The sequence below is a fragment of the Streptomyces sp. NPDC091209 genome (genome assembly GCF_044757755.1).
Classification (GTDB): domain Bacteria; phylum Actinomycetota; class Actinomycetes; order Streptomycetales; family Streptomycetaceae; genus Streptomyces.
The window spans coordinates 673,405-686,095 of record NZ_JBIVVR010000002.1; the positions used below are offsets into that span (position 1 = coordinate 673,405).

Sequence of the window (12,691 nt, forward strand, 5' to 3'; positions counted from 1 at the left end):
ACCGCGATGACCGTGGTGGCCGTTCTTTCGAGCGTCGTGACGACAACCGCAGCGGTGGCGGCTTCAACCGCGACGACCGTGGCGGCCACCGGGGCAGCGACCGCCCCTTCAACCGTGACCGTCAGGGCGACCGTCCCGCGGGCGGCAGCTTCCGCTCCGGCCACGACCGCCCGGCCGCCCGTCGCGACGACCACCGCACGACGGGCACCGGCACCAGCACCGGTTCCTTCCGCCGTGACGAGAAGCCGCGCTGGAAGCGCAACGGCTGACCGTCGCTGACCTAGCCAAGTGATGTGGCCCCCACCCGGTTCGGGTGGGGGCCACATCGTCGTTTCAGGGGGCGAGCCGGGGAAACGCGTTCCCGTTTCCTTTGCTTTCAGGCAGGGTGCCCGGTCCTTCAGGGCTGGGGTGAATGCCCGCTCCCGCGGAGCGGGACAGGGAAAGCCGGATCGCCGTCAGGGCGATCCGGCGTTGCGGAGGGTGTGGTGCCGGGGCTGGCCTGCGGCAGGTGAAGACCGGCAGGCAGGTCATGGGCCGCTCCGTGGTGGTACGCCAGCTGAACCGCCGGTGGGCTCGGGTCAGACCTACAACGACGGCCACCACGGCGGTCCCGCGCGCGGTGAGCTGAACGTCGGCTGGTTCGGCGACGACCCGGCACTCCCCGGGGACACCTTCGCACCGGACGGCACCTACGACTGGACCGTGTCCGTCACGCCCGCGGACGGTGTCGGCGGACCGCTCCAGGTGCGCGGCACGGTCCGGCTGACGGGCGGCAGCCCGGTGCGCCACGACCACGTGGGGTCCGGCTCGGAACCGGACGGCATCGGCGACCTGCTCACCCTCGACTCCTCGGGCGGGCCGGCCTTCCAGCAGGGCGACGGGAAGGGCGCGTTCGCCGGGAAGGTCACCGGCAAGGGCTGGTCGGCCAAGGCGATCGCCGTGCCGTTCGGCGATCTGAACGGCGATCGCTGCGACGACGTCCTGGTGCGGATGAGCGACGGGTCCCTGCGCGGCTACCGGTCCGCGTGCGGCCTGGCGGTGACCCCTTCGACGTCGTACAGGACGCTCGGCACCGGCTGGAACCCCTACGGCGTCCTGACCTCGCCCGGCGACCTGACCGGCGACAGGCGGCCGGATCTGCTCGCGCGGAAGACGCTCGACCGGCGACCTCTACCTGTGCGCCGCGAAGAGCGACGGAACGCTCGAGGCGGGGAAGAGGATCAGCACGGCGTGGACCGGCTACACGAAGATCGTCGGCGCCGGGGACCTGAACGGTGACGGGATCGGGGACGTGCTCGCGCGGGACAGGGCGGGGACGCTGTACCGCTGCGGCGGCGCCGGGACAGGCCTGTTGAAGGGCCGGGTGAAGGTGTTCTCCGCCTGAGGCGCGTCCTGCAACGTGATCGTCGGGGTCGGCGACATCACCGGCGACGGGAAGGGCGACCTGGTCGAGCGCGACACCTCGGGGAACGGCTACCGCAACGCCGGTACGGGGACGGGCTCGTTCGGTTCGCGGGTGAAGATCGCCGGCGGCCGGCAGAGCTGCAAGGGCCTTTTCTGGCCAATTTGCTCCGTCCTGCAGCGCATGTCATGCCCCCGGCGAGGGAATCGCTGGGGGCATGACAGATGACGCCAGAGCCACTGGGCTGTCGGACGAAGAGCGGCTGGCCCAGCTCGGCTACACACAGGTTCTCGCCCGCCGCATGTCGGCGTTCTCCAACTACGCGGTCTCGTTCACGATCATCTCGGTCCTGTCGGGCTGTCTGACGCTGTATCTGTTCGGCATGAACACCGGCGGTCCCGCCGTGATCACCTGGGGCTGGGTCGCGGTCGGACTGATGACGCTGTTCGTCGGGCTCGCGATGGCCGAGATCTGTTCGGCCTACCCGACCTCGGCAGGCCTGTACTTCTGGGCCCACCGGCTCGCCCCGCCCCGCAGCGCGGCCGCCTGGGCGTGGTTCACGGGCTGGTTCAACGTCCTCGGCCAGGTGGCGGTGACCGCGGGCATCGACTTCGGCGCCGCGTCCTTCCTCGGCGCCTATCTGAACCTCCAGTTCGACTTCGCGGTGACACCGGGCCGCACGGTCCTCCTGTTCGCCGGAATCCTGATCCTGCACGGCCTGCTCAACACCTTCGGCGTGGGGATCGTCGCCCTCCTCAACAGCATCAGCGTGTGGTGGCACGTCATCGGTGTCGCCGTCATCGTCGGCGCGCTGACCTTCGTACCGGACCACCACCAGTCGGCGGACTTCGTGTTCACGAAGTTCGTGAACAACACGGGCTGGGGCAGCGGGGTCTACGTCGTCCTCATCGGACTCCTCATGGCCCAGTACACGTTCACCGGGTACGACGCCTCCGCCCATATGACGGAGGAGACACACGACGCCTCCACGGCCGGCCCGAAGGGCATCGTGCGGTCCATCTGGACCTCGTGGATCGCCGGATTCGTCCTGCTCCTCGGCTTCAACTTCGCCATCCAGTCGTACGACAAGGAGCTCGGCTCCGCGACGGGCGCGCCCCCGGCGCAGATCCTGCTGGACGCGCTCGGCGCGACCTCCGGGAAGCTCCTGCTGCTCGTCGTGATCGGGGCCCAGCTGTTCTGCGGCATGGCGTCGGTGACCGCCAACAGCCGCATGATCTACGCCTTCTCGCGCGACGGCGCGCTGCCGTTCTCGAAGGTGTGGCACACGGTGAACCCGCGCACGCGGACCCCCGTGGCGGCGGTCTGGCTGGCCGCGCTGGGCGCCCTGGCGCTCGGCCTGCCGTACCTGATCAACTACGCGGCCTACGCCGCCGTGACGTCGATCGCGGTGATCGGTCTCTATGTGGCCTACGTCGTTCCGACCCTGCTGCGGGTGCGCAAGGGCGACGCCTTCGAGCGCGGGCCCTGGCATCTGGGCCGCTGGTCCCGTCCCGTGGGAGTGATCGCGGTCGTCTGGGTGGCCGTCATCACGATCCTGTTCATGCTGCCCCAGGTCTCCCCGGTCACCTGGGAGACGTTCAACTACGCCCCGATCGCCGTCCTCGCCGTTCTCGGCTTCGCCGCGGCCTGGTGGCTGGCCTCGGCCCGTCACTGGTTCCTCAACCCCGAGCACCAGCGCACGATCGCCCGTGAGGCCGCCCGCAAGGGTGCGCCCGAACCGGTCGATCCCTGACCTTGTGCCCTTTTGGCGCGGCCGGGTCCCCGATACCCGATCGGAGTCCCGGCCACGTCCCGCTATGCTCGGGGATGCATCGGCGCGGGCCGGTGCGCCGTACCGGCGTTGTCCGGCACGGGGACCCTTAGCTCAATTGGCAGAGCAGTGGACTTTTAATCCATTGGTTGTGGGTTCGAGTCCCACAGGGTCTACCGAAGAGCCCCCAGCTCAGAGCGATCTGAGCTGGGGGCTCACTCGTTTTCGTGGCGTCCCGTGCCGTCCTGCCGGCCCGGGAGCTCCTTCTTCGGCGCACGGGCATCCGCAGATATTTGAACGCGTTCAATTATCTGCGCTAGGCTTGTCCCACGACATGGGGGGAGCCTGATGAAGATCGTGATCCCTGGGGGAACCGGGCAGGTCGGCGCGATACTGAACCGCGCGTTGACCGCCGAGGGCCATGAGGTCGTGGTCCTGACCAGGCGGCCGGTGCGCGACGGTGAAGTCCTCTGGGACGGCGAGACCCCGGGGCCGTGGGCCGAGGTGATCGACGGCAGCGATGTCGTGGTCAACCTGGCCGGGCGCAGCGTCAGTTGTCGCTACACCGCGGCGAATCTGCAGGCCATGATGGACTCGCGCGTGCGCTCCACCGAAGTCGTGGGCGAGGCGATCGCGGCGGCGGCCCGGCCTCCCCGGGTCTGGCTGCAGATGAGCACCGCCACCGTCTATGCCCACCGCTTCGACGCACCCAACGACGAGGCGACCGGCGTGCTCGGCGGCACCGAACCCGGCGTGCCGGGCTACTGGGCGTACAGCGTCGAGATCGCCAAGGCCTGGGAACGGGCGCAGGAGCGGGCCGAAACCCCGAACACCCGCAAGGTCGCCCTTCGCTCGGCGATGGTGATGAGCCCCGATCGCGGCGGTGTCTTCGACGTCCTGCTGCGACTGGCGCGGCTCGGCCTCGGCGGCCCGGTCGCGGGCGGCGCGCAGTACGTGTCCTGGATACATGACCGCGACTTCGTTCGCGCGGTCGAGTTCCTGGCCGAACGGGACGACCTCACCGGGCCGGTGAACCTCGCCGCTCCCGATCCGCTGCCCCAGCGCGCGTTCATGCGCGCGCTGCGAGCCGCGTGGGGTGTCCCGGCGGGCCTGCCCGCGACGAGATGGATGGCCGAGATCGGCGCGTTCGCGCTGCGGTCGGACACCGAACTCCTGTTGAAGAGCCGCCGTGTCGTTCCCGGCCGACTGCTCGAAGCGGGCTTCGCCTTCGACCACGCCCGATGGCCGGAGGCCGCCGGCGACCTGGTGCGGCGCGTGCGCGGCCCGGGCGTCGGGCGCCGGGGTGTCAGCCCGCGGAGAGGCCGGTGAGTCCCGTGATCTCCGTGAGTTCCGGCAGCGGGAGCGTGTGCTGGGTCTGGAGGACCTTGGCGCGCAGGTAGCGGACGTTGTGGGCGGTGGTGAAGACGCCCGTCGGGACCCGGTGGGAGACCGTGATGCCGAGCTCGCGGAGCTGTTCGGCCTTGTCGGGGTTGTTGGAGAGCAGGTCGAGGGAGTCGATGCCGAGGGCCCGGAGCATCTGGGCCGCCGCCGTGTAGTCACGATCGTCCTCGGGCAGGCCGAGGGCCGCGTTGGCCGCGTAGGTGTCGAGACCCTGGTCCTGGAGGGCGTACGCGTCGAGCTTGTTGTAGAGGCCGATGCCGCGGCCTTCCTGGCGCAGGTACAGCAGGACACCGCCCCGCTCCGCGATCTGCTCCACCGCCTCGCGCAGCTGGGGTCCGCAGTCGCAGCGGGCCGAGCCGAACACGTCGCCGGTCAGGCACTCGGAGTGCAGCCGCACCAGCGGGTTCTCGCCGGGCTCGCCGAGGACGACGGCCAGGTGTTCCTTGGCGTCAGCGAGCCCGTGGAAGGTGACGAGTTCCGCGTCGACGGAGTAGCCGTCGCCGAAGCGCAGGGGCACGCGGACTCGGGTGCGCACGGTGGCGGTGGGGTGGTCGCGCATGGTCTCTCTCCGTCCGGCGGGTTCCTGCGGGATGGTGCTTCAGATTTGAAGCACTGCCCCGGGAGGAGACACTACATCTGCTTCAAACTTCAAGCAATGGGGTTCACGTCCTCCTCGTGCCCCTCACGAGGAGCAGGAACGCCGCCGCCACGGCAGATCTTCCCCGGACGCCCCGGAATTCCCGTCCTGGATCGCCCGGGTGATGGTCCCGCAGATCTCGTCCAGCTGTTCCACCTGCTCGGGGGTCAGATGGTCGAAGATCGCCGTCCGCACGGTCTCGACGTGTCCCGGCGCGACCCGTTCCAGGAGGGTCATGCCCTCGTCCGTGAGGACGGCCATGTGTCCGCGCTTGTCGGTGGGACAGCCCTCCCGGCGTACGGTGCCGTCCTTCTCCAGCCGGGTCACCGCGTACGTCAGACGGCTGCGGGTGATCTTCTGGGCCTCGGCGAGGTCGGTCATCCGCAGCCGCCGGTCCGGCGCCTCGGACAACTTGGCCAGGATGGAGTAGTAAAGGTGAGGCATTCCCGCCTCCGCCTGCAGTCGGCGGTCGATGGCGTCCTCCAGGAGGGAGGTCGCGGAGAGGTACGAGCGCCAGGCGCGCTGTTCGGCGGCGGAGAGCCAGCGGGTCGTCATGACACCAGTCTAGGTATTGTTTAAAACTTGAACCACTGCGCATGAATCACGCGCGTGTGCGACCGGAGGATGCGTCCCGATGCCCCGTCCCTACGTCCTGCTCTCCGCCGCCGTCTCCCTCGACGGCTTCCTGGACGACACCGGCCCCGAGCGGCTGCTGCTCTCGGGTCCGGCCGACTTCGACCGGGTCGACGAGGTACGGGCGTCCAGCGACGCGATCCTGGTGGGCGCCGGCACACTGCGCACGGACAATCCACGGCTCCTGGTCAACTCCGCCGAACGACGTGCGGCCCGTGTCGCCGGCGGCCGCCCCGAGTACCCGCTGAAAGTCACCGTCAGCGGGTCCGGCGACCTCGACCCGCGGGCGCAGTTCTGGCACACGGGCGGGGAGAAGGTCGTCTACACGACGGACCGGGGCGCGCCGAGGGCTGCCGCCCTGCTGCACGGCCTCGTCGGCGTCGACGTCGTGCCGACCGGACCCGAACTCGACTGGCGTGTGCTGCTGGAACACCTTCACGACGTACGGGGTGTGCGCCGCCTCATGGTCGAAGGGGGCGGCAAGGTCCACACCCAGCTCGTCCGCGAGGGACTCGCCGACGAGCTGCAGCTGGCCGTCGCCCCTCTCTTCGTCGGGCAGCCGGACGCGCCGCGGCTGTTCGGACCCGGGGCGTATCCCCTGGGCCGCATGCGGCTGGCGGAGACCCGGCCCGTCGGGGACGTCGTGCTCATCCGGTACGTCCCCACGGCGCCCGGCACGGGACCGCTCGCCGCCGCGGCGGACCGGCGCTGGCTGGAGCTCGCCTGCGAGCTGGCGGCGCTGTGCCCGCCCTCGAAGACCGCGTTCAGCGTGGGCGCCGTGGTGGTCGCTGCCGACGGGACCGAGCTGGCCCGGGGCCACTCCCGCGAGGGCGACGACCCCGTCGTGCACGCCGAGGAGGCCGCCCTCGCCAAGATCGATCCGGCCGATCCGCGGCTGGCCGCCGCCACCGTCTACAGCAGCCTCGAACCGTGCGCGCACCGCGCCTCCCGGCCCACGCCGTGCGCCCGGCTCATCCTCGACGCCGGGGTGCGACGGGTGGTCACCGCCTGGCGCGAGCCCGACACCTTCGTCACGGACGCCGACGGGAACGGGCTGCTCGCCGCCGCGGGCGCCGAGGTCGTCGTCCTCCCCGAGTACGCCGACCGGGCCAAGGCCCCCAACCGGCATCTGCCGGGCTAAGGGCTGTCCCGTAATCCCCGGCGGGCCCGGATGCCGTACTCGGCAGGTGACGGCCGGGGGCCCGTCGGCGCCGCTGAAGGGGCGTGGCCGAAGGCCGCCGCCGCGGCTGAAGGGGTGCGTTTAAACGGGTGTGCTGGGGGTCCCGCGGATGGCGTACACTGGTCTTAACGACGCGGGGTGGAGCAGCTCGGTAGCTCGCTGGGCTCATAACCCAGAGGTCGCAGGTTCAAATCCTGTCCCCGCTACTCAAGGCCAAGGGCCGGAACTCGGATTCACGAGTTCCGGCCCTTGGTGTTTGTCCCGACTGGTTCTCGCGACGGCTCCACCGGCCGGTTCTGCGGGCCGGTTCTCCAGGCCGGACAGTCGGCCCGGTTTCCTCCGGGACCATCGGCGCCGTCCCCCGGTCGGGCCACACCGGTCGCCCGCCGCGCGCGCTCCGGGTCTTCTGGACGGGTGGGGCAGCCAGGAGGTGAGCAGCGGACCGGAGAAGTCCCTGACCCGGCAGCCGGACCGTCGCCCGGTGTCCGCGGACCCGGGAGTGCCACGCCGTCCGGTCCGGCGGCAGCGGCGCCCCGCAGGATCTCCTTCGCGCGCGCCTTCGTCCGGGCCCTGCCCGCGCTGCTGATCGTCACCGGGATCTTCTACGACTACTTCACCCCGGGTGACTACACCGCGGCTCCCTTCTTCACGGCCGCGCCCCTGGTCGCCGCGCCGCTCTACTCGCAGCGCGGCACCGTCCTCACCGGCGTCCTCGCCGTCGGCGCGGTCCTCGTGGTCCACTGCGTGCTCGGCATCGTCCTGCAGGTCGACGCGGTCACCGAAACGGTCACGGTGACGACGGCCGCCGTCCTCGCCGTCCTCATCAACATCCTGGTCCGGCGCGGCGACGAACGGCTCGCCTCCGTCCGGGAGATCGCCGAGTTCGCGCAGCGCGCCGTGCTGCCCGAGCCCGAGGCGCGCATCGACGGCCTCGATGTCGCGGCCCGCTACGAGGCGGCACAGGAGGACGCGTTCATCGGCGGGGACCTGTACGCGGTGCAGGACTCCCCGTACGGCGTGCGGCTGGTCGTCGGCGACGTACGGGGGAAGGGGATGACCGCCGTGGCGGCCGTCGCCGTGGTGGTCGGCGCGTTCCGGGAGGCGGCCGAGCAGGAGGCGACCCTGGAGGCGGTCGCGGGGCGTCTGGAGCGGGCGCTGACGCGCGCGGGCACCCGGCGCGACAGCATCGACGCGTTCGAGGGGTTCACCACCGCCGTCCTCGCGGAGATTCCGCACGACAAGGACGTCGTCCGCGTCGTCAACCGAGGACATCCGCCGCCCCTGCTCCTGCATCCCGACGGCACGCTCGTCACCCTCGCCGCCGAGTCCTTCGCGCTGCCCCTCGGCATGGGCGAACTGGGCGCCTGGCCCGACCCGGCGGTCCAGGGACGCTTTCCGCGCGGGTCCACGCTGCTCCTGTACACGGACGGTCTGTCCGAGGCCCGCGATCCGCGCGGAACGTTCTACGATCCGGCCGCGTGGCTCGCCGGACGGGTCTTTCCCGGCCCCGACGCACTGCTGGCCGCCCTCTCCGAGGCGGTCCGCCGGCATGCGGGCGGCGCATTGACGGACGACATGGCACTGCTCGCCGTCCGGCATTTTTGACGCGTGCCCGTGAGGCGATTTCCGAGAGGTCGGGAAACCCTTCGCGTACAACGCCCGCGGCCTTTTCGGACATCGTCACGAGCGGTGATCGGACCGTGTCCCTCCGCATAGCGACTGATGCACCGTCAAGTGAATCCGTGTCGACGAGGTTGGACCAACTCGCCCGTCTTTCATCGCTCATGACCCCAAAGTCCTGGCCAAAAGCCGTTAATGATCAGTCGGAACATCTTGGAATTCGGTGCCTGGGTCTATTAACGTTCGATAACGCAGCGCGGTCGTTACAGCCGTCACAAGAGGTGGCTCCGTGCGTACGCGCCGAATCCCGCAAGGGAACCGGGGAACCAACAACTTGGGGTGAATCGAGCGTATTTCCGCCGTGGAAGCACGGTGGCCGTACGCGCGTAGGAGACCTTCCTGCTCCGAACCCGTCAGCTAACCCGGTAGGCGGCAAGGAAGGAAAGGAGTGCGCCCACGTGGCGTCCAACCGGCCCGCTCAGCCGACCTCGTTCGCGCCGAATGACGCGCAGGCCTTCGGCCATGGCAAGGACGAGGGACCCTGGGAGGAGTGGAATCCCACCGAGGATTCCGTTCTTCCGATCCGCGGCCGGCACCGCACGGGCAAGCAGCGCGGCGGAGGACTCGCCCGCAGTTCCACGGTTCTCGGCGTCGGTGTCATAGCCGCCGTCGGTGGCGGTGGTATCGCCAGCGCCGCGCCGGGCAAGCCGCCCGTCTCGATCTCGCTGCCCGACCTGGCCTCGGTCACCCACTCCGCCGAAGCCCTGATCTCGCACGGCGGATCCAGCACCCCCAAGGGCTCCACGACTCCGCTCACCAGCGTAGGCCTGACCAGCGCCGACACGGCCCAGGGCGCGACGGACGCCGGCGAGGCGCTGCGCGCCCGGATCATGCAGCAGGCCCAGTCGCAGCAGGCGCACGCCGACAGCACCACGCAGCAGGCCGCCCTGTCCGCCGTCGTGAAGAAGAAGGCGGACGACGCCGAGGCCAAGGCCGACGCGGCGAAGAAGAAGGCGGCGGAGGCGGCCAAGGCGAAGGCCGAGACCGAGCGCCTCGCCGAGCTCGCCAAGAGCTACACGCTGCCGACCTCCTCGTACACCCTGACCTCGCGCTTCGGCGAGGCCGGCGCCCTGTGGTCCTCCGGCTACCACACGGGACTCGACTTCGCGGCGCCCACCGGCACGCTCATCAAGGCGATCCACAGCGGCACCGTCACCGAGGCCGGCTGGGCCGGCTCGTACGGCTACCGCACGATCCTCACCCTCGACGACGGTACGGAACTCTGGTTCTGCCACCAGTCCTCGATCAGCGTCAGCGTGGGCCAGAAGGTCGCCACGGGCGATGTCATCGGGCGCGTGGGCGCGACGGGCAATGTCACCGGGCCGCACCTGCACCTCGAAGTGCACCCCGGCGGCGCCGCCACCCCCATCGACCCGATGGCGTGGCTCCAGAGCAGGGGTCTCAACCCCTGATCCGTGTCCTCCCTGATCTCCGGCGGTCCTGACGTCCACCCCCCCGACGTCAGGGCCGTCGGTCAGGCAGGTGCGGGCGCTGCGGGCACCTGCCGGGCCGGGACGAGTGCGGACCGGGCCGGGACGAGTGCGGAATACGTGCATCCGGCAGGGGCGTTGATCCCGTACATGACTTCTCTTCGCAAGCTCGGTTCGTCCGACCTCGAGGTCTTCCCGCTCTCCCTCGGCGGCAACGTCTTCGGCTGGACGGCCGACGAGACCCGGTCCTTCGCCGTGCTCGACGCCTACGCGGCCGCCGGCGGCAACTTCCTCGACACGGCCGACTCCTACTCGGCGTGGATCGAGGGCAACGAGGGCGGCGAGTCCGAGACCATCATCGGCAAGTGGCTGAAGAGCCGAGGCAACCGCGCGGACATCGTCGTCGCCACCAAGGTCAGCCAGCACCCCGCGTACCCTGGGCTGTCCGGTGCCAACATCAAGGCCGCGGCCGACGCGTCGCTGCGCCGCCTGGGCACCGACCACATCGACCTCTACTACACGCACTTCGACAAGCCGGAGGTGCCGGTCGACGAGATCATCGGGGCCCTCGACGAGCTGGTGACGGCCGGCAAGGTGCGGCACATCGCGGCCTCCAACATCTCGCCGGAGCGGCTCCAGGAGTCCCTGGAGTTCTCCGACCGCGAGGGTCTCGCGCGCTATGTCGCGCTCCAGCCGCAGTACAACCTGGTCTCGCGCGACACCTACGAGGGCCCTCTGCGGGACGTCGCCTCCCGGGCCGGTCTGGCCGCGGTCCCGTACTACGGGCTCGCCTCCGGTTTCCTCACCGGCAAGTACCGCCCCGGCACGACGGTCGACTCGCCCCGGGCGGCGGGTGCGGCCAAGCACCTCGACTCGGAACGCGGACCGAAGGTCCTCGCGGCCCTCGACGAGATCGCCGGAGCCCACGGCGTCGCGGTCCCGACGGTCGCCCTCGCCTGGCTGGCCGCACAGTCGACGGTCGCCGCGCCGATCGCCTCCGCCCGCACGGTGGAGCAGCTTCCGGCGCTGCTGGGAGTCGCGGATCTGGCGCTGACGGACGAGGAACTGACGCGGTTGTCGACCGCGTCGGCGTAAGCGCCGGCGTTTTCCGGGGGTGCGGGGCCGTTCCGCGTTACGAGCTGTACGGGTTGTACGCGGGGTACGGCACCGGTGCCGACGCCTGGGCCGGTGGCCCGTACGGCTGCGCGGGGGGAGCGACGTACCCGTACCCGTGGTCCGGCCAGGGCGGTGTCACGGGCAGTGGTGTCGTCGCGTGGGCCGCGTAGGCGAGGGCCGGGTGGGCGGTCTCCCGGCGGCGCCACAGCTCGCCGAGCAACTCGCGCTCGCGTACGACGAAGTCGGAGCCCGCACGGCCCCGGCGCCCCCGGTGGCGGAGGAACGCCAGCGAGGTCGCGTACGCCTCGTACTCCGCCACCGAGCGCGCCGCCGCCTTTCCGAAGTGATGGACGGCGTACTCGCGGGCGAGCCGTCGTGCCCGCATCGAGCCGAGGGCCCACGGTTCGGTCGCGCCCAGCCATCCGGCGACGGTGTACACGGGCAGTTCGGTGCGCACGGTGCGCAGCTCGCGCTGCCGGGTCCAGACGACCAGCCAGGTCAGCAGCCCGAACGCGGGCACCATGAACACGGCGTACACGCCGAAGAACCCGAACTCGCCGAAGTCCGACGAGCTGTTCCAGACCGCGTGCATCCCCATCGCGAGCAGCAGTCCGGTGAGCGGGAGCAGCACACGCCGCACATGCTGGCGCTCGGCGGACAGCGCCGCGACGCCGAAGCCGATGCCGGTCAGCACGGTGAACAGCGGATGCGCGAAGGGCGACATCACCACGCGGACGAAGAAGGTCGCGGCGGTGACGGAGGTGAGCCCGCTCCCCCCGCTGAGCCGGTCGGTGCCGAAGGCGGTGCCGAGGTAGAGGATGTTCTCGGTGAAGGCGAAGCCGGTGGCGGTGACCCCGGCGATGACGACACCGTCGACGATCCCGGTGAAGTCCCGTCTGCGGAAAAGGAAGACCAGCAGGACGGCCGCCGCCTTCGCGGACTCCTCGACGACGGGCGCTATGACGGTCGCGCCGAGGGTGTCGGCGCTGGACGGGTCCGCGGTCGCCGTCGCTATCCACCGGGTCGCGAAACTGTTGGCGACGATCGCTATGAGCGCGGCGGCGCAGGCGCCCCAGGCGAAGGAGAAGAGCAGGTTGCGCCAGGGGCCCGGTTCGACCCGGTCCAGCCACCGGAACGCGGCTATGAGCAGCGGTACGGGGAACACGGCCAGTCCGAGACCGACCAGGAAGCCCTCGGTGCCGGTCTGTTCGCGGACGAGGGCGAGGATCACCAGACCCGACATCGCGAGCAGGGTGATCAGTGCTCCGTACCGGACCCATCTGCGCTGCCACCAGTGCGGATGTATCGGCGCAGGTCCGGCGGAGCCGCCGGGCTGAGTCGCGTACGGGGGATGGATGGCCACGGCATTGACCCTAACGAGGGAGGGCGTGGCCCGCGACGCTGACCGGAGCTCCCGGGAGTTCCCGGGAGACGCCGGAGG

The 12,691-nt window shown here is 70.7% G+C and carries 10 protein-coding genes, 2 tRNA genes, 1 pseudogene and 1 riboswitch; of the genes and pseudogenes, 10 read left to right on the plus strand and 3 right to left on the minus strand.

The window, feature by feature from the left end; translation table 11 throughout:
* The 5 genes and pseudogenes from ACIQRL_RS10030 to ACIQRL_RS10050 form a co-directional block, all read left to right on the plus strand.
* Nucleotides 1-269 (plus strand): annotated as a pseudogene (locus tag ACIQRL_RS10030) (RNA helicase); the annotation flags it as partial.
* Nucleotides 270-567: 298 nt separating this feature from the next.
* The gene (locus ACIQRL_RS10035; protein WP_401329452.1) at nt 568-1,278 is read left to right on the plus strand and encodes an FG-GAP repeat domain-containing protein; all 711 of its coding nucleotides are present in this window, start codon (nt 568-570) and stop codon (nt 1,276-1,278) included.
* Between the two features lie 341 nt (nt 1,279-1,619).
* Nucleotides 1,620-3,155 carry an amino acid permease gene (locus ACIQRL_RS10040; protein WP_401329455.1) on the plus strand — a complete coding sequence of 512 codons (1,536 nt, stop codon included), beginning with the start codon at nt 1,620-1,622 and terminating at the stop codon, nt 3,153-3,155.
* 121 nt (nt 3,156-3,276) lie between these two features.
* Nucleotides 3,277-3,349 (plus strand) — tRNA-Lys (locus tag ACIQRL_RS10045).
* Nucleotides 3,350-3,521: 172 nt separating this feature from the next.
* On the plus strand, nt 3,522-4,502 hold the full coding sequence (locus ACIQRL_RS10050) for a TIGR01777 family oxidoreductase (protein WP_401329456.1): 981 nt from the start codon (nt 3,522-3,524) through the stop codon (nt 4,500-4,502).
* On the opposite strand, the gene ribA is transcribed toward ACIQRL_RS10050, so the two are convergent.
* Complete coding sequence (ribA, locus tag ACIQRL_RS10055; RefSeq protein WP_401329459.1) at nt 4,480-5,133, minus strand: GTP cyclohydrolase II; 654 nt, start codon at nt 5,131-5,133, stop codon at nt 4,480-4,482. The two genes, ACIQRL_RS10050 and ribA, sit on opposite strands and share 23 nt — an antisense overlap.
* Before the next feature lie 123 nt (nt 5,134-5,256).
* Entirely contained in the window at nt 5,257-5,766 is a 510-nt protein-coding gene (locus ACIQRL_RS10060; RefSeq protein ID WP_266760298.1) for a MarR family winged helix-turn-helix transcriptional regulator, read from the minus strand.
* A gap of 79 nt (nt 5,767-5,845) precedes the next feature.
* Here ACIQRL_RS10060 and ACIQRL_RS10065 point away from each other — a divergent pair, with 79 nt between their 5' ends.
* From ACIQRL_RS10065 to ACIQRL_RS10085, 5 genes are all read left to right on the plus strand, one after another.
* Nucleotides 5,846-6,985: a dihydrofolate reductase family protein gene (locus ACIQRL_RS10065; RefSeq protein WP_401329462.1), complete on the plus strand. Its 1,140-nt coding sequence runs from the start codon at nt 5,846-5,848 to the stop codon at nt 6,983-6,985.
* Between the two features lie 171 nt (nt 6,986-7,156).
* Nucleotides 7,157-7,230: transfer RNA gene (locus tag ACIQRL_RS10070), tRNA-Met, on the plus strand.
* A 208-nt stretch (nt 7,231-7,438) separates the two neighbouring features.
* Nucleotides 7,439-8,629 (plus strand): PP2C family protein-serine/threonine phosphatase, encoded by a 1,191-nt coding sequence (locus ACIQRL_RS10075; RefSeq protein WP_401329465.1) that lies wholly within the window; start codon nt 7,439-7,441, stop codon nt 8,627-8,629.
* Nucleotides 8,630-8,932: 303 nt separating this feature from the next.
* Nucleotides 8,933-9,091: riboswitch (cyclic di-AMP (ydaO/yuaA leader) on the plus strand.
* 11 nt (nt 9,092-9,102) lie between these two features.
* A complete protein-coding gene (locus ACIQRL_RS10080; RefSeq protein WP_401329468.1) occupies nt 9,103-10,116 on the plus strand; it encodes a M23 family metallopeptidase in 1,014 nt (337 codons plus the stop codon).
* A gap of 168 nt (nt 10,117-10,284) precedes the next feature.
* Nucleotides 10,285-11,229: an aldo/keto reductase gene (locus ACIQRL_RS10085; RefSeq protein WP_401329470.1), complete on the plus strand. Its 945-nt coding sequence runs from the start codon at nt 10,285-10,287 to the stop codon at nt 11,227-11,229.
* A 37-nt stretch (nt 11,230-11,266) separates the two neighbouring features.
* On the opposite strand, the gene ACIQRL_RS10090 is transcribed toward ACIQRL_RS10085, so the two are convergent.
* Nucleotides 11,267-12,613 carry a PrsW family intramembrane metalloprotease gene (locus tag ACIQRL_RS10090; RefSeq protein ID WP_401329473.1) on the minus strand — a complete coding sequence of 449 codons (1,347 nt, stop codon included), beginning with the start codon at nt 12,611-12,613 and terminating at the stop codon, nt 11,267-11,269.
* Between the last annotated feature and the right edge of the window lie 78 nt (nt 12,614-12,691).